Consider the following 20,848-nt stretch of genomic DNA (forward strand, 5'->3'; position numbering starts at 1 on the left):
AAGGACCAGCGTGAGCGACACCAGCGAGACCGTCGTCGTCGACAACTTCCCCGGCGGCAGTATGGCGAGCCGCCCCGTGCACTTCATCTGGATGCTCGACTGCTCGGGCTCCATGGGCGTGAACGGCAAGATCGGCGAGCTGAACTTCGCCATCCGTGAAGCCATCCCGGAGATGCAGCAGGCCGCCCAGTCCAACCCCGCCGCGTCCCTGCTGGTGCGCGCCATCACCTTCGCCAGCGGAGCCAGCTGGCACGTCGGCGAGCCCACCCCCGTCGACCGGTTCTCCTGGGAGGACGTGCACATCTACGGCGGCACGGACATGGGCGCCGCGTTCAAGCTGGCGGCCGGCGCGCTGCAGACCCCGCCGATGCCGCAGCGCGCCCTGCCCCCCGTCCTCGCCCTCGCCTCCGACGGGCAGCCCACCGACGACTGGCGGGCCGGGCTGCGCGCCATCGACAGCACCCCGTGGGGCAAGCGTGCCGTGCGCGTCGCGGTGGCCATCGGTGACGACGCGGACAAGAGCATGCTCAAGGAGTTCCTCGGCAACCCCGAACTGGAGCCCTTGCAGGCGAAGAACCCGCGCCAGCTCGCCGCCGCCATCCGCTGGATGTCCACCGCCGTCGTCAAGGACGCCTCCACCCCGAAGGTCGACGACGGCGCGAAGCCCGCGACGCCGATCGATGTACCGTCGATGACCAAGGGCGAAGACGACATCTGGTGACCGGGCCGGAGACGACGACCGGGCTCGACCGCCCCACCGCGCCCCCCGGTCCGTGGACGCTGCTCAACGGCGCGGTCAAGGGAGTGGCCAAGAAGTACAGCCAGGACCGCAGCGCGGCCCTGCCCGTCGCGGACGGCCGTGCGGTCGTCCTCGCGGTGGCCGACGGGCACGGCAGTGCCGCGCACTTCCGCAGCGACCTCGGGGCGTACTGGGCGGTCGAGGAGTTCACGGCGTGCGCGGCGGCGTTCGCACGCGAGGCCGCACGGGTCGGCGACGACGCGGCGGGCTGGCCCGCCCTGCGCGAGGAGGCGCGCCGCCTGCCGCAGCGGGTGGCCCACCTGTGGCACGAGCGCGCCCTGTTCCACGACGCCAACTCGCCCGCACACGGCGTACGTCCACACCCGCCCGCCGACCGCAAGGGGCACGGTGAACGCGTCGACGTACCGGACCTCGCCGCCTACGGAAGCACCCTCATCGGCGCCGTACTGACCGAACACACCCTGTTTTGCTGGCAGTTGGGTGACGGCGACATCGTGCTCGTCGACGCCGGAGGCACCCCGCACACCCCGCTCTCCACCGGCCCCGACATGGGCGACGAGACGGACTCGCTCTGCGAGCCCGAGCCCTGGCGCAAGATGCGGGCGCACTGGCAGCCGTTCACCGGCGGTGCGCCGCCGTGCGTACTGCTGTCCACCGACGGGCTCTCCAAAAGCTTCGCCGACCACCAGGGCTTCCTCGACTTCGCCACCGGTCTCGGCGAGCGCGCCGCCGACCAGGGCGTGGCGGCGGTCCAGGCGCAACTGCCGGACTGGCTGGCGCGGGCCGCCAAGTACTCCGGCGACGACACGACGCTCGTGGGCGCCATAGCGGCACCCGCACACACGTAGAACCAGACGCACGGGCAGAGAGGAACAGAATGGTGAACGGCATGCTCGCCGCCGGAAAGACCCTGGTGGCCGAGTCGGGGGAGAAGCTCAAGGTCGCCGAGCTCTTCGGCTCCGGCGGCCAGGGCGAGGTCTACCGCGTCCAGACGCCCACCGGGGACCGCGCGGTCAAGTGGTACTACCCCCAGCTCGCCGACGCCCGGCAGCGGGAGATCCTCGAAGGGCTCATCGCCAAGGGCTGGGACGACCCCCGCTTCCTGTGGCCCTGCTCCATCGTGATGGACCCCGAGGGCAAGCAGCCCGGCTTCGGCTACCTCATGGACGTACGCCCCGCGCGCTTCTGCGACCTGCCCGCCCTCTTCCGCCGCGACCCGTCGGTGGCGTCCGCGACGATGCGGACCCTCGTCACCGTGGCCCTGCACACCGTCGAGGCCTACCGCGCCCTGCACTCCCGCGGCATCGCCTACCGCGACATCAACTGGGGCAACATCTTCTTCGACCCGCGCACCGGCGACGTCCTCGTCTGCGACAACGACAACGCCGTCGTCGAGGGCGCCGAGGCCGCCGTCGCGGGCACCATGGACTTCATGGCGCCCGAACTGGTCCGCGGCGACAAGGGCAAGGAACCCGGCACCCAGAGCGACCTGCACTCCCTGGCCGTGCTGCTCTTCCTGCTCCTCATGAACGACCACCCGTTCAACGGCGCCCTCGCCCTCAGCATCCGCTGCATGGACGAGGCCGCCAAGCGCCGCCTCTACGGCACCGACCCGGTCTTCGTGTACGACCCCACCGACCTCCGCAACCGCCCCGTGCCCGGCGAGCAGCCGACCGTCGAGGCGACGTGGGGAGCACTGCCGCAGATCCTGCGGGACCTGTTCGTCCAGACGTTCACGGACGGCCTGCGCAACCCCGCGCTGCGGGTGCGCGAGTCGCAGTGGCGCGACGCGCTCAGCCAGGTCCTCGACGCCATCACGCAGTGCGGCGCGTGCGGCAAGCAGAACCTCACGCAGCCCGACGGCGCGCCCCCCACCTGCTGGAAGTGCCGCACCGTCCTCACGCTGCCGCCCCGCCTCGAACTCGTCACCGGCACAGGGACCCTGCGCACCAGGCGCGGCATCCGGCTCGCCCCGAGCGCCCGCGTCTACGCCCACCACCTGCGGGACGATCCCGAACGCCACGACTTCTCCGCCGTGGTCGGCGAGGTCACCGAACACCCGCAGCAACGCGGCCGTTTCGGCCTCACCAACCGCACCAAGTCGGTGTGGACGGCCCGGAAGGACGACGGGACGGTGCGTGATGTGGAGCCGGGCAAGACGATCGCGCTCCGGTCGGGACTGCTGATCGAGTTCGGCGGGGGGACGGAGGCGGTGGTCAAGGAGTAGCGGGGCCCGGCCGGGGCCCGACCGGGCGCCCGGCCGGACTCGTTCAGGCCCACCATCGGCGCCAGCGCCGCAACAGCGTGCCCCAGCGGGTCGGTGGGGGCGGCGGCGGGGGAAGCGGGGGCAGGGGTGCGGCGGGCAGGGTCGCGCGGGCCGGGCTCGGGTCGATCGACACGGCGTCGGGGCGGGGGAGCGGCGTCACGGTGATGGCGCACTCCCGCGACGACACGGGCAGGTCGACGGGGTGCCCCGCCCGGTGCGCGCTGCGCGCGACGCGCCGCTCGCCGCCGCGCCGCCCGTCGGTCCACGCGGCGCACACCAGGACCGCGGGCTCGGGCCAGTCGAAGCGCAGCTCGGCGCGGTCCGCGCCGACGCGCCGTACACGCAACTCCCTTATGGCGGCGGGGTGTTCGATGACGACGCTCGGTCCTGAAACGGCCCGCCCGTCCAGCACGCTCACCGCGGTGACGCGCATCCGCCGCTCGGGTTCCGGTGTCAGCTCGACGTGGGACTCGGCGCCGACCGCCGTCGCCGGGATCCGGTCCACGCCGCGCACGACATGGGAGACGTCCGTGCCCGGCGCGACCGGGGCCGTCGTCCACGGCAGCAGCAGGCCGTCGCCGAGCTCGGGCGGCCGCCACGCGATCGTCACGCGCCAGCCGTCCGCGTGCCGCCGCACGCTGAGCTCCTCCACCGGCGACGGCCACTGCTCGGCGCGGGCCGTGACGGTCACGCCGCGGGACCACACGAGGTCGCCGTCCGGATCGCGGTAGCCGCAGCGGACTTCGTACGTGTACGTCCCCGGGGCGAGTGGTGCGTCCAGTACCCCGTCGTGCTCGCAGGGGACCCGGACCAGCGACGACTCGCCCCAGCCGCCGGTCTCCGCCCCCGTACCGGACCGCGTCACCCGCACCTCGGCCGCCGCCGGATCGGACCGCCACCGCAGCCGCAGCCCGCCCGGCACGGCGGTGCAGCGCAGCTCCGTCACCACCGGTGTGAGCAGCACCGGAGCGGTGACGCGCGGCACTCCCGCGATGCGGTCCCGGCCCTGGTTCCGGCCCCGGTCCCGCTGCATGGGGACGACGGCGTACCGCAGCGGGCGGCCGACGGGGGCGTCCGGGTCGACGGACGCGGGGTGGGGCTCGCCGGGAGCGGTCTCCGCGGCCAGGTCGGGGGCGCCGTCCGGGAAGCGAAGGACGCGGTACGCGATTCCGGCCCGACGCTCGGGGGCGCACCAGGACAGGCGTACGGCACGGTCGTCGGGGACGGCCGTCACCGCGGAGTCCACCGGGGTGGCGGGGTCGTCGGCGATGAGCGCGGCGACGCGCAGCAGGCCCGTCTGCGCCGCCGGGTCGTCCCTGGCGAGGCGGAGCGCGCCCAGCCAGGCGTCGGCCGCGGTGCGCAGCGCGCCGGTGGCCTCGGCGTCGGCACCCTCGGCGGTCAGGCGGCCGACCTCGGCGGACCGGTCGCGGATGCCGTCGACGAGCGCGGCGAGGCGGTGGTCGTCGGGGCCGTCGGCGTACGCGGAAGCACGCGGGAGTTGGGCCGCGAGCCGCTCCGCCTCGCGCAACCGCACGTCCGGCCAGACGTCGTTGAGGGTCTCGGCGGCGTGCCGTGCCGGGCCGGTCGGGGGGAAGCCTGCCGCGACGGCGGAGGCGAGCAGCCCCGCCTCGCCGCGGTGCACGCCCAGCGCGACGGCCTCGGCCTCACCGGGGCGCTCGCCGCCGTCCCGCAGCAGACAGCACACCTCCCACAGGACCAGCCGCCGCAGCCCCTGCGCATCGTCCCGGATCAGGGTCTCCAGGGTGTCCACGACGGCGGCCGCGGAGTCGGCGCGCGGATCGGACGAGGACAGCCACCTGCCGCGCGCCTGTTGGACGTACGGCAGGTCGACGCGGTGCCAGATGCCGCCGCGGCCCGGGAACCAGAGCCCGTCGAGGACACGGAAGCCGTCGTCCGTGGCGGCCCTGGGGAGGGTGCCGAAGACGGCGTCGTGTGCGGGGGCGGGTTCGGGTGCGCGCAGGGCGTCGGCCGCGTGCCGGAACCCCAACCCGGTCACCCCGTCCCGTAGTTGGAGGTACCCCCGCATGCCGGGGCAGCGCGGCAGAGCCGGGAGCGGCGGCCGGGCGCCGGTTGCCTTCGGGTGCTCGCCGGGGCGCAGGACGGCCATCGCTCAGCCGCCCGGCGCGGTGTAGAAGTAGACGCGGACCACGGCGGTCTCCGCGCGCTTGCCGAGGGCGTGGTAGTCGTCGGTCGCCGTCTTCTTGGTGAACATCTCCGGGCGGGCCTTGCCGAGCAGACCGTTGACGCGGTGGGCGTAGACCGTGCCGTTCGAGCTTCCGCCGAAGGTGAGGACGAGCGCGGCCTCGCGGCCCGACCACTTGCGGGTGTCCTTCGCGATCTGCTTCACGAGGTCACCCTTCTTCCGCCCCGCCACCTCGAACTCCTGAGGGTGACGGTCCACGGCGCGCGGCCCCGTGGGAGTGGGCGGCTCGGTGGCCCCGGTCTTCGACGGCACGGGGGCGGGCCGGTCGTCCGCCTTGGGGTCGGGCCGGTCGGCCATCGACACGAGGGCGAGTACGAGGAGCAGATCGGCGAAGAGCCACCCCGCGAGCACGACGACCCCGGGCCGCCCTCCGCGCCGCCTCCGCTGCTCCCGCCCGCGACTCACGCACCCCCTCCACTCCGCGGCCGGGGCGGCGGCAACCGCGTGGTCGGCGCGTCGAGGGGGGCGTCCTGTCCAGGGGCGCTTCCCGGGGGAGTGACGGCGGGGGTGTGCGGGGCGGGTCCCGCGCCGTTCGCCCCGTTCACGGAGCCGTACCCAGCACTTGCCGGTGCCGGTGCCGGTGCCGGTGCCGGTGCCGGAGTCGGTACCGGAAGTGTCCCCGTCAGGGCGGCCATCCTCGCGTCCAGGCGGGCCGCCGCGTCCTGCCAGTGGGCCGCTGCCGCGTCCCAGCGTTCCGTGGCCTCGCGCATGCCGTCCACCGCGTCGCCCGTGCGGCCCGCGCTCGTCACCAGGGCCTGCGACGCCAGTTCCGTCGCCTTCGCCACCGACTCGGACTTCGTCACGAGTGACTGCTGGGCCGCGACCAGCGCCTTCAGGGACGCCTCGACCGTGTCGCCCGCCGTCTTGACGTGATCGACGATGCCGCGCGCCGCCTGCGCGTTGGCGCGGCCCGCCTTCGCGGTCTCCTCCGTGCCGGTGCGCAGCGTCGTGTTGATGCGGTCCGCCGCGTCGCCGAGCTTCGGCACCTCCTTCGTGAGGGACTGCGCCGCCAGCCTGAGCGCGTCCGTGGCCTGGTTCACCGACGCCGTCGCGCCGGTCAGCGCGTTGTGGCTGCGCTCCGCCTTGGTCGTCAGCTGCTGCATCTTCAGCGCGGCCTTCGTCAGCTCCGCCGTGAACTGCTGCGGCGACGCGCTGCGGTACGACGCGAGCAGCATCTGCGTGCGCGTGAGGACCGCCGCCAGCTCGGCGAGGAGCCGGTCCTGCTCCACCTCCCGTGCGTCCTCCGCGCGCTCCGTGCGCACCCGCACGCGCGCGTGCCACACGGAGAGCCCCACGAGCAGGGCGATCAGGATGACCGCCATCAGGGCCACGTTCTCGAAGCGCCCGAACGACGACAGGTGCCCGCCGAACCCGGACTGCCAGAGCTGGAGGAAGGGGCGCGTGGCCTGCTCGGGATTGTCGTCGGCCAGCTCTCCGTACGCCCGCACCGCCTCCCGCAGGCCGAACCAGGTGATCAGCAGGGGGATGAAGACCAGGATGCCGAGCGCGGCCTCCAGCAGGCGGTCGTGCCGGCCCGACGTCCGGTCGACGGTCGCACGGACGCTCTCGGGTCGTACGTAGGCCTGGACGAGGTCGATCTCCGCCCACCGGTCGAGCTGGTTCGACGCGCCCAAATCCTGGTGCAGCACGGTCAGTTCGGCCGAGCGCGGCGCGAGCGCGGGCAGGGCCGCCAGCCGCCGCAACTCCTTGACGATCAAGGCTTTGTCGAGCAGTTGTGCGGGCGTCAAACGGGTCCCTCCCTGACTTGCGGGATGCTTCACGGGGGCGGTTCGAGTGACCTCTGTCCGAGGACGTCGCCCCTGCCGCGCCGGTTCCTCCCGCCACGGTTCAATCGCCGTAACAGCGCATCCGCCTCGGCGTGTTCAGGGTCCCACGTGAGGCACTTCCCGAGGGCCTCAATCGCCTCATCCCGTTCCCCGCGCCGGTCCAGCTCGACGGCGTGCCGGAACGTGCGCTCGGCGAGCAGTCCGCGTACGCGGACGTTCGTCGGATCGTGGTTGTACGCACAGTTGAGCCACTGCTCCGCGTCCGCGAAGTGCTCGGGCGCCATGTCCGCCATCGCGGCCGCGCAGTGCACGTCGATCATCGCGTCCAGCATGTCGGCGCCGGCCGGCCGGGTCGCCGCGTCCTGCCAGGCGATGTGTGAGGCCTGCACGGCGTGGTCGTACCGGCCGAGCGAGAGCAGGGCCCGGGCGCGGGCGATCTGGCGCTGCGACGTGTAGTCGAACACGGGGGCGGGGGCGCGGGCCGGGCTCGTCGCGGGGGGAGGCGCGTGGCCGGTCGAGGGTCCGGGCGCGGACGACGACAACCGCTGCCCCGAAGCCGAAGCCGAAGCCGGACCCGGACCCGGACCCGAAGCCGGACCCGAAGCCGGAGTCGGACCCGAACCCGAACCCGGGCCCGGGCCCGGACCCGAAGCCGGAGTCGGACCCGAACCCGAACCCGAACCCGAACCCGGAGCCGAACCCGGACCCGAACCCGGAAACGAACCCGAACCCGAACCCGGACCCGGACCCGGAAACGAACCCGAACCCGAACCCGGAGCCGGAAACGAACCCGGACCCGGAGCCGAACCCGGAGCCGGAAACGAACCCGGACCCGGACCCGAACCCGCGACCGGCCCCGGCCCCCGCCCCGGCCCCCGCCCCGGACCCGCGACCGGCCCCGAAGGCACAGGCCGTTCCGGCGTCCCCCGCCGCGTCAACCCGTCGAGCAGCTCCCGTGCCTCCGCGATGATCCCGCGCAGCACCGCGGCCGCCTCTTCCTCCCGGCCCTCCCGCACGAGCCGCCGCGCCCCTTCCACGTCCCGCGCCCCGGCCCCCTGCCCCTCCGCCCCCACCAGCGTCGCCGTGAGCGGAGGCGCGTCGGAGAGGGTGTCGTGGGTCGCGGCGGCCGGTTCCAGCGGGCCCTCCTCCAAGGCGGCGGGGCCCGAGGACGCCGCCCCGCCCGCAAGCCGCACCGCGTGCTTCAGCGCGCCGAGCGCGAGCAGCTCGGGCGGCGCCTGCACGGTCTCCCCGCCGATGAGCGCGGAGACCCGCGAACGCACCTGCTCCATACGGGTGTTGCCGCCCACGAGAAGCAGCGTGTCGACGTCCGTCGGCGTCATGCCCGACTGGTCGAGCAGCGCCCGCGCCCGGTCGAGCGTGCGCCCCACGTGCCGCTCCAGATACGCGTCAAGGTCGGGCCGCGCGAACCGCACCCACAGCGCGGGCCCGGCCCCCAGCTCCAGATCGAGCACCGCCGCCTCGGGGCCGTCCGGCACCCCGAGCGCCTCCCGCGCCTCCTGCCCCCGCGCGCGAAGCCCCTGCCACACGGCCGCGTCGACCCCGTGGACCGATCCCGCGCCACGGTGTCTGCGCAGCAGCCGGACCGCCGACGACAGCGCCTCCGCGTCGAACGCACGCCCTCCCGACGTCGCCCCGCCCTCGTAGCCGAGCGACCGGAAGTGCCCGCGGACGCTGCGGACCAGGCCGATCTCGAACCCTTCGTACCCCATGCCGTAGATCAGGCACGTGCCGCTGTCCCGCTCCGTCATGTGGCCGATGACCGCGGCCATGGAGTCGCTGACGAGCCGTGTCGGGTCGAGCCCCGCCTCGCGTGCCGCGTCGCGCAGCGCCGCCCGCTGGGCCGACCCGAAGCGCGCGGGCACGCTGATCACCGTCTGCGCCACCCGGCCCCGCGCCGCCGCCTCCACGCGTTCGCGTACGGACCGCAGCAGTTGTACGACGACGCGGTCCGCGTCGACCGGTTTGCCGCCGACGTGCACCGGACGTCCGCTGCCGAGCCTGCTCTTGAGGCTCGGGAACGTCACCGGGAGTTCGCCCGTGTCGGCCTGCTCGCACAGCAGCCACGGCCCGTCGCCCCACTCCGCGTCGAGGCGACGCCCCGGCCCGTCCGGCGGCGCGTAGAGCGCGCGGATGCCCGTGGCGCCGAAGTCGATGCCGAGGCTGACGGGAGCAGGAGCCTCCCGTACGGGCCGTGCCTGTGTCATCAGCCCGCCGTCTCTTCGGCGAAGCGGAGGATGCCCTCGTAGTCGGGGCGGTCGGGGAGCGTCGGCACGGCCCGCTCGGACTGGGCGACCGCCACCAGGTTCACGAGGTTGCGCGCCTGCTGGGCGGTGCCGACGCTGTTGCCCTGCCGGTGCGCCTGCTTCACGTACTCGACCGCTTCGTTGATCCGCCGGACGGTCTCCGGCGGCGCGCCCTCCGAGGCCAGCTCGGCCTGCCGGAACTGGCTGGCGAGGCCGCACTGCCGGTACATGTCGTCGAGCAGCAGTTCGGTGAGCCGCTTGTACTCGCCGCTGTCGCCCATCGCGGCCGCCCGCTGCGCCTGCTCGATGTCGCGGCGCACCTTCATCGCCTGCACGGGCTCGATGTAGGGCCCGTACCGCTTCAGGAAGTGGTCGGCCTCCCGCTCCGCGTACCCCAGCTGTTCGCGCAGCGCCGCGCTGTCGAGGACCTCGACGGGCTCGGGGGGCGGCGTGCGCGGCTTCTCCCGGTTCGGGGTCGCCTCCAGGACCATGTCCGTGCCGCGCACGGAGATCTTCACGGTGATGATGCGGTCCGCCGAGTAGTTGAAGGAGACGTCCACCTGGCGGTTGATCTCGATCTCCTGCGGCAGCTCGAACTCGACGACGCCCTGCTCGTGGTTCTCGCTCGCCACCTTGCTGTCGCCCTCGTAGACCGGCACGCGGATGCGGCGGCTGTCGGTGGCGTGGAAGGTGCGCTGACGCGGCTCGGAGAGCGGGTAGGGCGAGCCCGCCTCGATGATCTCGACGAACACGTCGCGCTGGCTGCCCTTGATCGCCGCGATGCCCATCGCCATCGGCGTCGACTCGTACAGCCCCGTGTCGCCCTTGGAGCGCCCGTCGGCGAGGCCGCGGCCGCACTGCGCACAGGCGTCCGCCCCGTACTCGTTGACCTTCGCGCACTCCGGGTCCGAGCACTCCACGCCGCGCAGCGTCTCGGCGAGCACGCCCGCACCGAACGCGACGCACTCCATGGGGTTGATGTTCCTGCGGACCTTGTCGGCGCCGAAGAACGCCTCGACGGCCTCGTACACGGGACGGGTGAGGGTGCCGCCGCCCACCAGCAGGACGTCGGAGATGTCGTCGGTGGAGAGTTCGTAGCGGCCCAGGGACTCCTGGACGAGGTTCATGGTCCGGGCGACCAGCGGCGCGATCATCCCCTGGAACTCGCCGCGCGTCAGCTTCATCTCGACGTCGAGGACGCCGTTCTCGCTGCTGTACGCGGCCGGGATCACGATGTACGTCTCCGGCAGGTCGTTCAGCTCCCGCTTGGCGCGCTCGGCGGCCTTCCTAGCCTGGAACAGGAACGCCTTGTCGTCCGCCGGGTCCACGTGGTGCTGCTCGCGCATCCACGTGATGATCCGCTCCACGATCGCCAGGTCGAAGTCGTCCCCGCCCAGCCAGATGTCGCCCGCCGACCGCAGGACCTGGAACTGGCTCCTGCCCTCCTGGTCCTTGACCGCGTTGAGGATCGAGATGTCGAAGGTGCCGCCGCCCAGGTCGTAGACGAGCACCCGGCTGCGGGCGCCGCCCGGCTTGTGCAGACCGAAGGCGACCGCGGCCGCCGTCGGCTCGTCGACGATCTTCTTGACGACGAGTCCCGCCTGCTCGGCGGCCTCACGCGTGGCGGCCCGCTGGGCGTCGCGGAAGTACGCGGGCACGGTGATCACGGCGTGCGTCACGGGCTCGCCGAGGACGCGCGAGGCGTCCCTGACCAGCTTGTCCAGGATGACGCTCGAGATCTCCGCCGGGGTGCGGGCCCGCCCGCCGAGCAGCACGTGCGCGCGCGGGTCCTCGTCGGGCCCCGCCACGATCTCGTAGCTCATCCGTTTGCGCGCCCGCACCACCGACCCGTCGGCGAAGTCGCGCCCCATCAGGCGCTTCACGGAGACGATGGTCTCCTTGGGCTGCCTGATCGCCCAGTTCAGCGCGTCCTCACCGACCAGCGGCTGGTCCGTGCCGTCGCGGCGCACGACCCCGACGACGGACGGCGTGAGCCGCTCGCCCTTGCTGTTGGTGAGCACGGCGATGTCCGCGCGATGCGGATCGTGGGCGGCCACCGCGCTGTTCGTGGTGCCGAGGTCGATGCCGATCGCCTTCATTCCCGTACCGTCCCTTGCTCAGTGCCGCCGTCGACGGCGACGACCACCCGGGCGGCGCGCAGCACTTGCCCCCGGTATCGATACCCGCGCTGCACGATCTCAAGGACCTCGTCGCCGTCCGCTCCGGGCGGCGCGGCGCGGACGGCCTCCACGTGGTGCGTGGCCGGTTCGGCGCGCTCGCCGACGCGCCCCACCCGTTCGAGCCCCTCCTCGGCGAGGTCCCTCTCCAGCTGCCCGGCGATCAGCGCCAGGCTCCCGCGGTACGTGTCCACGTCGCTCGCCGCACCGTCGGCGAGGAGCCGGTCGAAGGAGTCGAGGGCGTCGGCGCAGCGCAGCAGCAGCCGCTCGGTGAGCGCGCGGTGGACGGAGTCGCGGGCGGCCAGGTCGCGGGCGTGCTCGTAGGCGAGCCGGGCGGCCGCGTCAGACATCGAACCGGATCAGGTCGACGAGGTCCTCCGGGTGGGCCGTCGGGTTCCCCCGGGGCGGGTCCGGCTCGGCGGCGAGCGCGCGGTCGATGTCCTCGACGGCCACGGGGAGTTCGGCGGCGAGGTCGACGTCGTAGAGCAGCAGATCGACGAGGAGCCTGCGGCGTACGCTGCGCAGCTCGTCCCACGCCTGCTGGGTGACCGGCGTCATCAGGTGCCGGGCGAGGAGTTCGAAGGACACGTCCTGCATGTCCTTGTGGGACGTCCAGGGGGTGACGCCGGCCGGGGCGAGCAACTCGTAGGGCTCGGAGGGCTCGGAGGGCTTGGAGGGCTCGTAGGGGGAAGGGTGGGAGGGGTCTGCCCCGTTCGCGGAAGAGTCCTTGATCACGCGACGCTGCCTCCTGCTCGGTTCTCTTCGTCGAGTTCGTTCTCGCGGGGCTCGGCTCCGGGGGTGAGTTCGGCGAGCCAGTGGTTCACCGCACCGAGCAGGGCCTGTCTGATGCGGCTGTCGGTGGGTTCCGCGCGGGTGGCGCGGATCAGGTGGTGCAGCGCCCACAGGATGTCGCCGTCGCGCAGCGCGCGTTCCGCCCGGAGCGTCAACTCGGCTGCCCAGGAAGCGAGATCGCCCTCGTCGGGCGGGGGCTCCCGGCCGTCGCTGCGGATCAGGGCGCCCATGCCCTCGACGCCGAGGTGCCGGGTGAGCAGCTTCTCCATCTCGTCGAGCGCCTCGGCGAGCGTCTCGCGGTACCGGTGCGTCAGCGCCTGGCCCAGGCCCACGTCCAGCAGGCCGAGCGCGTCGTGGAGCAGCTTCAGGCGCGCGGGCACGTCGTACGTCCGCTCGTCGAGCGTGAACACGAAGGCGCGGGCGAGGTTGTCGCGGGCGTGGCTCGACTCCGGGTTGAGGGCCAGGGCCCGGCGCAGATCGGTCTCGGCGCCGTGCATGTCGGAGCGCATGCCGTGCTTGGTGCGGGTGTAGCCGCGCCACACGCCGCGCATGGACAGCAACGCCGAAAGCTTCGCGTTCAGTTGACTGAGCAGCTCGCGGTCGAGCGGGTGCAGCGCGGCGATCACGGACTCGACGAGCGTGACGGCCTCGTCGAGGCAGCCGCCGAGCTGTACGCCCTCCTCATCGGTCAGCGCCTCGACGCGGCCGAGGACGGTACGGATGACGGCCTTCTTGGAGCGGGCCTGCATCCCGGCGTTCCGGGACACCTTCACCAGCTCGCCCCAGTGGGCCAGCGCCTCGTCGAGTCCGCCGTCGCCGCGCGTCAAAGCCGTCCTGGCGAGCGCGAGACGGACGTGCACGGCGAGCTCGGCGCCGTCCTGGAGGAGCCGGGCGTGCCGCCTGGGGAGGCGTACGTAGGCGGGGTTGCGGCGCAGGAAGTCCTGGCAGTGGCCGCACTCCCGGGTGTGCGCGGCCTGCTCGGCGGGCCCGGTGCAGTCGTCCGGCAGCGTGGTCAGGGTGGGAAGGACCGGGAGCGCGCGCAAGGCCGCCTCGAACTTCCGCACTTCCGAGAGGGTGAAGCTCCGTGCCAACTCCGAGAAGGCCCAGCGCAGTTCCCGTACGGGGTACTCGCCTGGGTCCTTGCCCTGCTGGGCGGCGGCGTCGAGCGTGGCGGCGAGCTCGGCGAGCGGCTCTTGCAGGCACAGCAGCCGCAGATACCGCGGCCCGCACGCCAGCGTGGCGCCTGAGCCGGGCACGGAGGGCAACCCGCCCACGTCCTTCAGGACGCGCGCGCCACCGAGCTCGGATTCGAGCAGGGCGGCCAAGGCCTGATAGGCAGCGGCCTGTTGAGGCCGATCCTGCTCGGTGTGCCGCTGTTCGTAGGCCGACAGCTGCGCGAACAGATGCTGGCTGAGCTCCCACCGCAGCGACGCCATGTCGTCGTGCGTCAGGTCGCGTTCATAGGCGGTCGCGCGCTCGGCCCGCCAGCCGTCCCAGTACTCGTCGTCGCTGAGCAGCGTCGCCCAGTACGCGAGCGCCGACTCCCAGGCGTGCACCGCGTGTTCCCACGCCCCGCTCTGCTCCAGCTCCTGCGCCTGCCACAGCCGCGCCACGGCCAGCCCGTGCACCACCGCCATGTCGCCGGGCGCCTCCTTCAGGCGCCGTTCCCACTCAGCGGCGGCGGCTTCCCGGTCCCGCGCGAGGAGCAGCAGCAGCGGGGCGTCCTGCGGGGAACGCGCGCACAGGGCGTCCAGAAGCCCCGGGCCCTCGTCCGGCGAGAGCGCGGAGAGGGCGTCGCGCAGGGCGTCGGGGGAGTACCAGCGGTAGAGCAGCGCGTCCAACTGGAGCCGCCGCCCCGGCAACCGCAGCCGCTCCAGGGCGACACGCTCGTGCCAGGACATGGTGCCGCGTTCGAGGAGGGCGTACGAGGCGTTCTTGACGACGTCCATGGAGGCGCCGGGATCGACACCGGCGTCGCGCAGAGCGAGGTACGGAAACGCCTGGTCGCGCACGGCGAAGGGATCGGCGACCAACGGAGCACCGGTCAGCCCGTCCGCCCAGGGAAGCAGCCCGATGAGCCGCCGCAGCCGACGACACCGCACATCGGCCCGGTCCAGCACACCGCCGGGTTTTTCGTGCGGGGTGGTGGGCTGTACGTCGGCGGGGTCGAGCGCGCCGCAGGCCTTCTCGTGTGGCGTGGCGGGCTGCACGTCGGCCCGGTCCAGTGGCCCGCCCGCCTTCTCGTGCGGGGTGGCGGGATGGTTGTCGGCCGGGTCGAGCGCGCCGGGTGCCTTTGTGTGCGGGGTGGCGGGCGGTACGTCGGCGGGGTCGAGCGCGCCGCCCGACTTCTCGTGTGGCGTGGCGGGTCGAACGTCGGCTCGGTCCAGCGCGCTGCCCGCCCTCTCGTACGCGGCGACAGCGGCGCTCCACCTCCCCGACGCCTCCAGCAACCTGCCCTCCGCGTATGCGAGATGCGCGTCGGCGTCCCGGTGGCCCCCGCACTGCCGGAACGCGTCGGCGGCGCGTTGCCACTCCTGGTGCGCGTCGGCGAGGCGGCCGCGGGCGTACGCGGCGACGGCGGGCGCGTCACGGTGCGCCCCGAGCGCGTCGGCCTCGGCGGCCGCGCACGCCCAGTCCCCCTCGGCCTCGGCGGCCCGCACGCGCGCGTACCGCCCACGCACGGCGACGTCGTCAAGACCCGGCACGTCCTCCAGCCCCTCGTACGCCTCGACGACGCGACGCCAGTCCTCGCCCCCCTCAGCCGCGCCCTCGTCGACCCGGGCCCGCACATAACGCAGCCGGACATCGACGTCGGCCCACGCGTCGGTCCCGCTCCCGAGCAGCCGATAGACGTCGGCGGCCTCCTGCCACCGCTCGTGCTGCTCGTGGGTGCGGGCGAGGGCGTAGTGGTAGAGGGGAGCGGCGTCGGGGTCGGGCCCTGTCGCCTTTTCGGGCGGCGGAGTGCCGTCGGGGAACGCCCGGCCGTAGACCGCGCAGGCCGCGGCCCAGTCGCCGTTCTCCTCCGCGCGGCGGCCCTCGGCCTTGCGGCGGAGCGCGGCCACCGCACCCTCGCGCGCCGCGTCCGGTACGCCGGTGAGGAGGCTGAGGACCGCCGCCCAGTCGCCGCGCGAATCCGCGGCCACGCGTGCGCGCGCGTAGAGGCGCCGGACGCCGACCTCCCCGTCCGCGTAGCCGTCGGGCAGCCGCCCGAACCCGTCGATGACGCCGTCCCACTCGCCCCGCACGTCGGCCGCGCGCCCCCGCGCGTACAGCACCCGCTCACTCACGTCCCCGAGCCCGGCGGGCAGCCCGACGAACACCGCGAGCGCGTCGTCCCACAGCCCGCGTGCCTCGCAGAGCCGCCCCTGAGCGTACGCACAGAGGTCACCGGAGTCGGCGGGAACGCCGCCAGCACTCCCAGCCAAGCCCCCACCCACGCCCCCACTCCCACCCCCCTCACACTCCCCGAACGCCTCCGCAGCCGACGCCCACTCGCCCGCCGCAGCCGCCAGGCGGCCCTCCGCGTAGCGCCTGAGCGCGTGCGTGGCGTGGAAGTCGGGTGGGAGTGGGGACAGATGGGTGAGTACGGTCGGCCAGTCGCCTGCTGCCGTGGCCGCCAAGGCCGCCTCGTACACCTCACGGCGCAGGTCGCCCAGCCACGGTTCCGTGTCCCATCCCCGCGCGGCAGCCGCGGACAGTGCCGTCAGGGCCTCGACGGTGCGGCCCGCGTCCGCCGCGCCGCGGCCCCGCGCGAACAGGAGGCGTACCGCACTGTCGAGGAAGCCGTTCGCCGCCGCGTAGGCCTCCGCCGCCGTGTCCCAGTCGCCCGCCGCGTCCGCGGCGCGGCCGGAGCAGTACACCTGCCAGGCGCGGCAGTCGGGCCCGGCCTGCGCGAAGGCGTCCCGCGCCACCGCCCACGCCCCGTCCTCCGCCGCCGCGCGCCCCCGCGCGTACGCCGCCCGCCCCGCCGCGTCGTCGAGGTCCGCGCACACCGCGTACGCCGCCTCGGCCGCCGGCCAGTCCTCCCGTGCCTCGGCGGCCCTGCCGGCCACGTACGAGGACCGGGCAAGGGCCGTGCCGTGGCCGGGGCGGAGCGCGAGGACCGCTGCGTAGCCGTCGGCCGCCGCGGTCCAGTCGCCCGCTTCCCGGGCCCGCTCCGCCGCCTCGCAGACGCGGGCCACATGCAGCTCGTCCCGCGCCGCCGCGAGCCGTTCCGTGACGTCCCGCAGCCCGCCGGGCCGCACGGCGAGCACTTCCTCGTACCGGTCGATGGCCGTGGCCCAGTCCGCCCCCGCCTCCGCCGCGCGCGCCTCGTCGACGAGCGAGACGAGCCCGCGCAGCCCGGCGACCTCCGCCACCAGAGCGCCGGGCAACGGGCCGGGCAGCAGCTCGCGCACCACGTCGAGCTGCGCTTCCGCGCCCGCCGCGTCCCGCTCACCGGCGAGCAACGCGCACAGCTTCTCCAGCCCGGGCCAGGCCAGTTCGAACGCCGCCTCCGCCCGCATCCGGCGCCGCTCATCGGCGTAACTCTGCGTCGGCGTACGCAGAATGCGCTGCACCTGCGCCCAGTTTCCCAGGTCGCGCTGGAAACGCGCCGCGCCGATGAGCGCCGCGGAGCCGACATGCCCGACGAAGCTCTGGAAGGTCCGCAGCGCGTCCTCGCCCTCGCGCAGCGGATCCGCGACGGCCTCCCCGCCCGCCCCGAACTCGTCGTCCCGCACCTCACGCGCCTTGAACAGCCAGCCCTGACGGCACCCCTCGTGCAGGAACAGCGCGGGGGTCGCCCACTCCACCGCCGTGTGCTCCGGCTGGTGCGAGATCCGCAGCCGCGCGGCGGCCACCGCCTCGTCGACGGTCCTGTTCGCCGCGATGCCCTTCAGGAGCTCGGGCCCGAACGCGCCCGCCGACACATCGCTCACCCGCCCCCGCATCGCCACCACGGCGGGCACACCCCCGCCGATCAGCGCCTGCGCGATCCCGGAGAAGGGTTCGAGGTGCGAACTGTCCGCACCGGCGCAGAGGTTGAGAGCCACGAATCTGAGCCGCTGCGCCTTCAGGAGGATCGCGGCGAGCAGGTCCGCCGGGACGCGGTCGATGTCCCCGTTCTCCGTCTCCAGGGCCACCACACCCTTGCCGATCTCCCGGTCGTACGCTCCGTGCGCGATCACCAGGACGGCCATGGGCAGTTCGGAGTGGACGCCCAGCGCGTACTCCACGCTCGCGCGCGTCGCGTGCTCCACCACCGCGGTATGGACGGCCACTTCGGGCAGGTCGTTGCGGATCGCGGCGACCTCCGCGGCGGTCCGCAGCGGCTGCAGTCCGCGAGGAGACGCGCACACCACCAGGAGCCGGATCACGCTCGGCTCGTCCGCCGGTTCGGGCAGCCGTTGCCCCAAGGGCCCGCCCGCGAGCGAACGCACCAGCGAATACCCGTGGTTGAGGGCGAGCGACTGCTGCGGGCTGCCGGGCGGCGCGCAGAGCGACTCCAGGGGGAGGTCGCGCAGCTCGGGCGGCAGGTCGAAGCGGAGCCGCAGCCCGCGCGCGGGACGCATCCCCTGGGCACGGTCGAGCGCGGTGTCGACGCACGCCCCCACGCGACCGCCCACCGCGTCCTCACCGGACACGTCCGCGCGCTCGCCCTCCTCCACCGGCGCCGGGTCCCCGAACAGCAACCGGAACACGCCGCGCCCGAGCGCGCGCAGCTGCGCGACGGTGTGCTGCTCGCCCATCGGCGCGTACCCGAGCTCCGCCGCGATCAGCCGGTCCCACTGCTCCCGGAAAGCCTCGGGCTCCCCGTCGACCGCCATCACCTCGGCCGCGCACGCGGGCCCGCCCGCGGTCACCAGGTAGCGGGGGCCGCCGACGCGGCGGACCCGGATGCGCAGTTCCTCGTAGCCGAGCACGGGCGTCACTGCTCGCTCTCGTCGGGCTGCCACATGACGTGGTTGAGGTCGGCGACCGCGGCTTCCCGCTGTTCCTCGAGGTCCGGGTCGTCCGGGAAGTGCATGAGAGCGGCGGTGAGTTGATCGACGGCTTCGTGCAGCGTGTCCCGCGCGCCCGACAGACTGCCGGAGCTCCAGCGGGCCGCGGCGAGCCCGCGCAGCACGATGCCGAGGCTGACCTGCGCCCGCAGCAGATGCGGGTTGAACGCCACGGAGCGGCGCAGGTCGGCGGCGGGCCGGTCGAGCAGCGCCTCCTCGTCATTGGCGACGGAGATCCCGCGATCGGCGAGCACACGCGCCAACTGCCCCTCCAGCCGCCCACGTTCGTTCGCGCCGATCACCGAACGTGTGGCGTCGAGCGTGGACACGGCGAGGCTCAGCCGCCCGTCGCGGTGCGCCGCGCGGGCCGCGCCGAGCGCCATGTCGACGATGGCGGTCTGCGTCTCGCGGTACCGGTCGATCTCCCTGCTGTGCACCAGGGCCCGGCGCCAGTACGCGGCGGCCGCGCCGAAGTCGGGCCGGGCGGACGTCATTTCGGACCGGCCCATGCTGAGCCGCGCCTCCAGGGCGAGTCCGCGCGCGTCGAGGGAGAGGCGGAGGTGCTTGTCCGGCACCCCGGCGTACCCGGGATTCAGCTCGTCGAAGCGCCCGCAAGCCGGTTCGCACACGGCCGCGGCTCCTGGCCCGCCGCGGGCCCGGCAGCCGGGACAGCGCAGCTCGGAGAGGGCGGCGAGGGCGTCGGCGGCTTTGTCCTGCCCCAGGAGGAGCTGTGCGAAGCCGAGCTCGGAGAAGGCGTAGGTGAGGGAGGCGTACGCGGAGGACAGGGCCTGCACGCCGCCATTGGACTGGGCCCGCGCGCCGGTGAACGACTGCTCCCGCGTGTCGGCGAGGGTCCGATCCCGTGCGTCGGCGTTGGACTGGTCCCGCGCGTCGGCGAACGACTGCTCCCGCGTGTCGGCGAAGGACCGATCCCGTGCGTCGGCGTTGGACTGCTCCCGCGCGTCGGCGAACGACCGCTCCCACGCGGCCGCGAACGCGCCGAACTCCGCCGACCTGCCGAGGTCCGCGATGCGCAGCGGCCCGCAGAACAGCGCCGCCCCGCCACCCCCCGACGACGGAAAGCCGCCGACGGCCGCGAGCAGCTTCGCCGCGTCGGCCTCACGCTGGAGCAGCGGTCCGGGCGCGACACGGGTGCCCGCGTCGTCGGGCATGCGCCGTTCGAGCACCTCGCGCAGCCCGGCGCGGAGCACGGGCACGAGGGAGGGCTCGACGGTGACGCCGTACCGCCGGGAAGCGGAGCTCAGGACGTGCGCCCAGAACCCGGCGTCGTGCAGCAGCGCGGCCCATGCGGCGATGCACCGCTCCCACCGTGAACCACGGTGATCGGTCGGCGAGTTGAGGAGGCAGATCGCGAGAGTGTGGGTGACCCGGTGGTCGGCCGGGTCGTCCCGGACGGCGTCGTCCAACAGAGCGACGGCGGCCGCCCGGCGCCCACCGCGCATCAGGGCGACGGCGTACAGCGGGGAGGAAGGCCAGGGCCCTGGCCCGAGCCACCGCGCGGCGGCGAGCAGCTCCCCGGCCCGCCGCCACCCTTCGTCGCCCCGCGCCGCGAAGCCTCCGTGCGGGGCGAGGGGAGCGAGCGCGGCGAGGGCCGCCCTGCGGAGCCGCAGCGCCACTTCGCGTGCGGTACGGCCCGAGAGTACGGCGAACAGCCAGCGGGCCTCGTCGTCGAGGGACCCGGCGAGCGCTGCGGCCCGCAGGTCGTCGAGAGCGGCGTCCGCGTGGCCCGCGCGGGCGTGCACGTAGGCGCGCTGGACGAGGCTGCGGCCGTGCGGGACCGCGCAGGCGAGGGAGGCGGTGAGGTGGCGCTCCGCCGCCGCGAAGTCGCCGCGGTGCGCGGCCGCGCAGCCCAGCCAGTGCAACGGTCCCGCCGCCGAGGGGCGCAACGCGTGCGCCCGCTCGAACTCGACCTCGGCGCCCTCGCTTTCCCCCCGGGCGAGCCGCGCTCGCCCTGCCCCGGTCCACGCCCGCGCAGCGAGGCGCGCGACGCCTTCGGGAAGGACATCGGCCGCCTGGCCCCCGGTGCCCAGGCCACCCGTGAGGGCCGCGGCGTCCAGGGCCCCCGTGCCCCCGGCGTCGGGGCCAGCCGTGTGGGCTGAGGTGTCCGAGGCCCCCGTGCTCCCGGCGTCCGGGCTACCCGTGGGGGCCACGGCGTCCAGGACCCGCGTGCTCCCGGCGTCCGGGCTACCCGTGGGGGCCGCGGCGTCCAGGACCCGCATGCCCCCGGCATCGAGGCCAGCCGTGTGGGCTGAGGCGTCACAGAATCCCACGTTCCCGGCGTCCGGGCCACCCGCGTCGCCCCCAGCGTCCGAGACCCCCGCGCCCCCGACATCGAGGCCACCCCCATCGCCCCCGATGTCCAGGCCGCCCGCATCACCCCCCGCCCCGCCGTCCACCACTCCCGCGAGCCGCAGCGCCTGCCTGAAGCAGGCCTCGGCCGTGCCCGTATCGCCCCGCTCCAGGGCCGATTCGCCCTCGGCGCAGGCCTGTTCGGCGCGGGCGACCCGGGCGGCCCGGGCAGCCTGGGATGCCTGGGAAAGGTCCGCTTTCGTGGTGTGCGTCGTCACAGTCGGCCC

12 protein-coding genes are annotated in these 20,848 nt (G+C 74.4%); 3 read left to right on the plus strand and 9 right to left on the minus strand.

Annotated features, from left to right (window positions below; all coding sequences use genetic code 11):
* Window positions 1–61: 61 nt before the first annotated feature.
* From NOO62_RS31005 to NOO62_RS31015, 3 genes are read left to right on the plus strand one after another with little or no spacing between them, the layout of a single operon-like run.
* Window positions 62–721 carry a vWA domain-containing protein gene (locus NOO62_RS31005; RefSeq protein ID WP_268775858.1) on the plus strand — a complete coding sequence of 220 codons (660 nt, stop codon included), beginning with the start codon at window positions 62–64 and terminating at the stop codon, window positions 719–721.
* Entirely contained in the window at window positions 718–1,608 is an 891-nt protein-coding gene (locus NOO62_RS31010) for a protein phosphatase 2C domain-containing protein (RefSeq protein ID WP_268774096.1), read from the plus strand. Before NOO62_RS31005 ends, NOO62_RS31010 begins: the two co-directional genes overlap by 4 nt.
* Before the next feature lie 32 nt (window positions 1,609–1,640).
* Complete coding sequence (locus tag NOO62_RS31015; RefSeq protein ID WP_268775859.1) at window positions 1,641–2,987, plus strand: serine/threonine-protein kinase; 1,347 nt, start codon at window positions 1,641–1,643, stop codon at window positions 2,985–2,987.
* Window positions 2,988–3,030: 43 nt separating this feature from the next.
* Here the strand turns inward: NOO62_RS31015 and NOO62_RS31020 are convergent, their stop codons facing one another.
* Genes NOO62_RS31020 through NOO62_RS31060 form a run of 9 tightly spaced genes read right to left on the minus strand, consistent with a single transcriptional unit; the run spans window position 3,031 to window position 20,839 of the window.
* Window positions 3,031–5,154, minus strand: a complete 2,124-nt coding sequence (locus NOO62_RS31020) for a hypothetical protein (RefSeq protein WP_268774097.1) — start codon at window positions 5,152–5,154, stop codon at window positions 3,031–3,033.
* A gap of 3 nt (window positions 5,155–5,157) precedes the next feature.
* Window positions 5,158–5,655 (minus strand): hypothetical protein, encoded by a 498-nt coding sequence (locus NOO62_RS31025; RefSeq protein ID WP_268774098.1) that lies wholly within the window; start codon window positions 5,653–5,655, stop codon window positions 5,158–5,160.
* Window positions 5,652–6,998 carry a hypothetical protein gene (locus tag NOO62_RS31030; RefSeq protein ID WP_268774099.1) on the minus strand — a complete coding sequence of 449 codons (1,347 nt, stop codon included), beginning with the start codon at window positions 6,996–6,998 and terminating at the stop codon, window positions 5,652–5,654. Before NOO62_RS31030 ends, NOO62_RS31025 begins: the two co-directional genes overlap by 4 nt.
* A 29-nt stretch (window positions 6,999–7,027) precedes the next feature.
* Window positions 7,028–9,262 carry an Hsp70 family protein gene (locus tag NOO62_RS31035; RefSeq protein WP_268774100.1) on the minus strand — a complete coding sequence of 745 codons (2,235 nt, stop codon included), beginning with the start codon at window positions 9,260–9,262 and terminating at the stop codon, window positions 7,028–7,030.
* Window positions 9,262–11,400, minus strand: coding sequence for an Hsp70 family protein (locus tag NOO62_RS31040; protein ID WP_268774101.1), 2,139 nt, complete (start codon window positions 11,398–11,400; stop codon window positions 9,262–9,264). The genes NOO62_RS31035 and NOO62_RS31040 overlap by 1 nt, the downstream gene beginning before the upstream one ends.
* Window positions 11,397–11,828, minus strand: a complete 432-nt coding sequence (locus tag NOO62_RS31045; protein WP_268774102.1) for a nucleotide exchange factor GrpE — start codon at window positions 11,826–11,828, stop codon at window positions 11,397–11,399. The genes NOO62_RS31040 and NOO62_RS31045 overlap by 4 nt, the downstream gene beginning before the upstream one ends.
* The gene (locus NOO62_RS31050) at window positions 11,821–12,213 is read right to left on the minus strand and encodes a hypothetical protein (protein ID WP_268774103.1); all 393 of its coding nucleotides are present in this window, start codon (window positions 12,211–12,213) and stop codon (window positions 11,821–11,823) included. The genes NOO62_RS31045 and NOO62_RS31050 overlap by 8 nt, the downstream gene beginning before the upstream one ends.
* Window positions 12,210–18,206 carry a CHAT domain-containing protein gene (locus NOO62_RS31055; RefSeq protein WP_268774104.1) on the minus strand — a complete coding sequence of 1,999 codons (5,997 nt, stop codon included), beginning with the start codon at window positions 18,204–18,206 and terminating at the stop codon, window positions 12,210–12,212. The genes NOO62_RS31050 and NOO62_RS31055 overlap by 4 nt, the downstream gene beginning before the upstream one ends.
* A complete protein-coding gene (locus tag NOO62_RS31060; protein WP_268774105.1) occupies window positions 18,179–20,839 on the minus strand; it encodes a tetratricopeptide repeat protein in 2,661 nt (886 codons plus the stop codon). The genes NOO62_RS31055 and NOO62_RS31060 overlap by 28 nt, the downstream gene beginning before the upstream one ends.
* Between the last annotated feature and the right edge of the window lie 9 nt (window positions 20,840–20,848).

The organism is Streptomyces sp. Je 1-369, assembly GCF_026810505.1.
Lineage (GTDB): Bacteria > Actinomycetota > Actinomycetes > Streptomycetales > Streptomycetaceae > Streptomyces.

What these genes read in the sequence shown, in the direction of transcription:
- NOO62_RS31020 (WP_268774097.1), bottom strand. Translation starts at nt 5,154, where the DNA reads ATGGCCGTCCTGCGCCCCGGCGAGCACCCGAAGGCAACCGGCGCCCGG.
- NOO62_RS31040 (WP_268774101.1), bottom strand. Translation starts at nt 11,400, where the DNA reads ATGAAGGCGATCGGCATCGACCTCGGCACCACGAACAGCGCGGTGGCC.
- NOO62_RS31005 (WP_268775858.1), top strand. Translation starts at nt 62, where the DNA reads ATGGCGAGCCGCCCCGTGCACTTCATCTGGATGCTCGACTGCTCGGGC.
- NOO62_RS31045 (WP_268774102.1), bottom strand. Translation starts at nt 11,828, where the DNA reads ATGTCTGACGCGGCCGCCCGGCTCGCCTACGAGCACGCCCGCGACCTG.
- NOO62_RS31035 (WP_268774100.1), bottom strand. Translation starts at nt 9,262, where the DNA reads ATGACACAGGCACGGCCCGTACGGGAGGCTCCTGCTCCCGTCAGCCTC.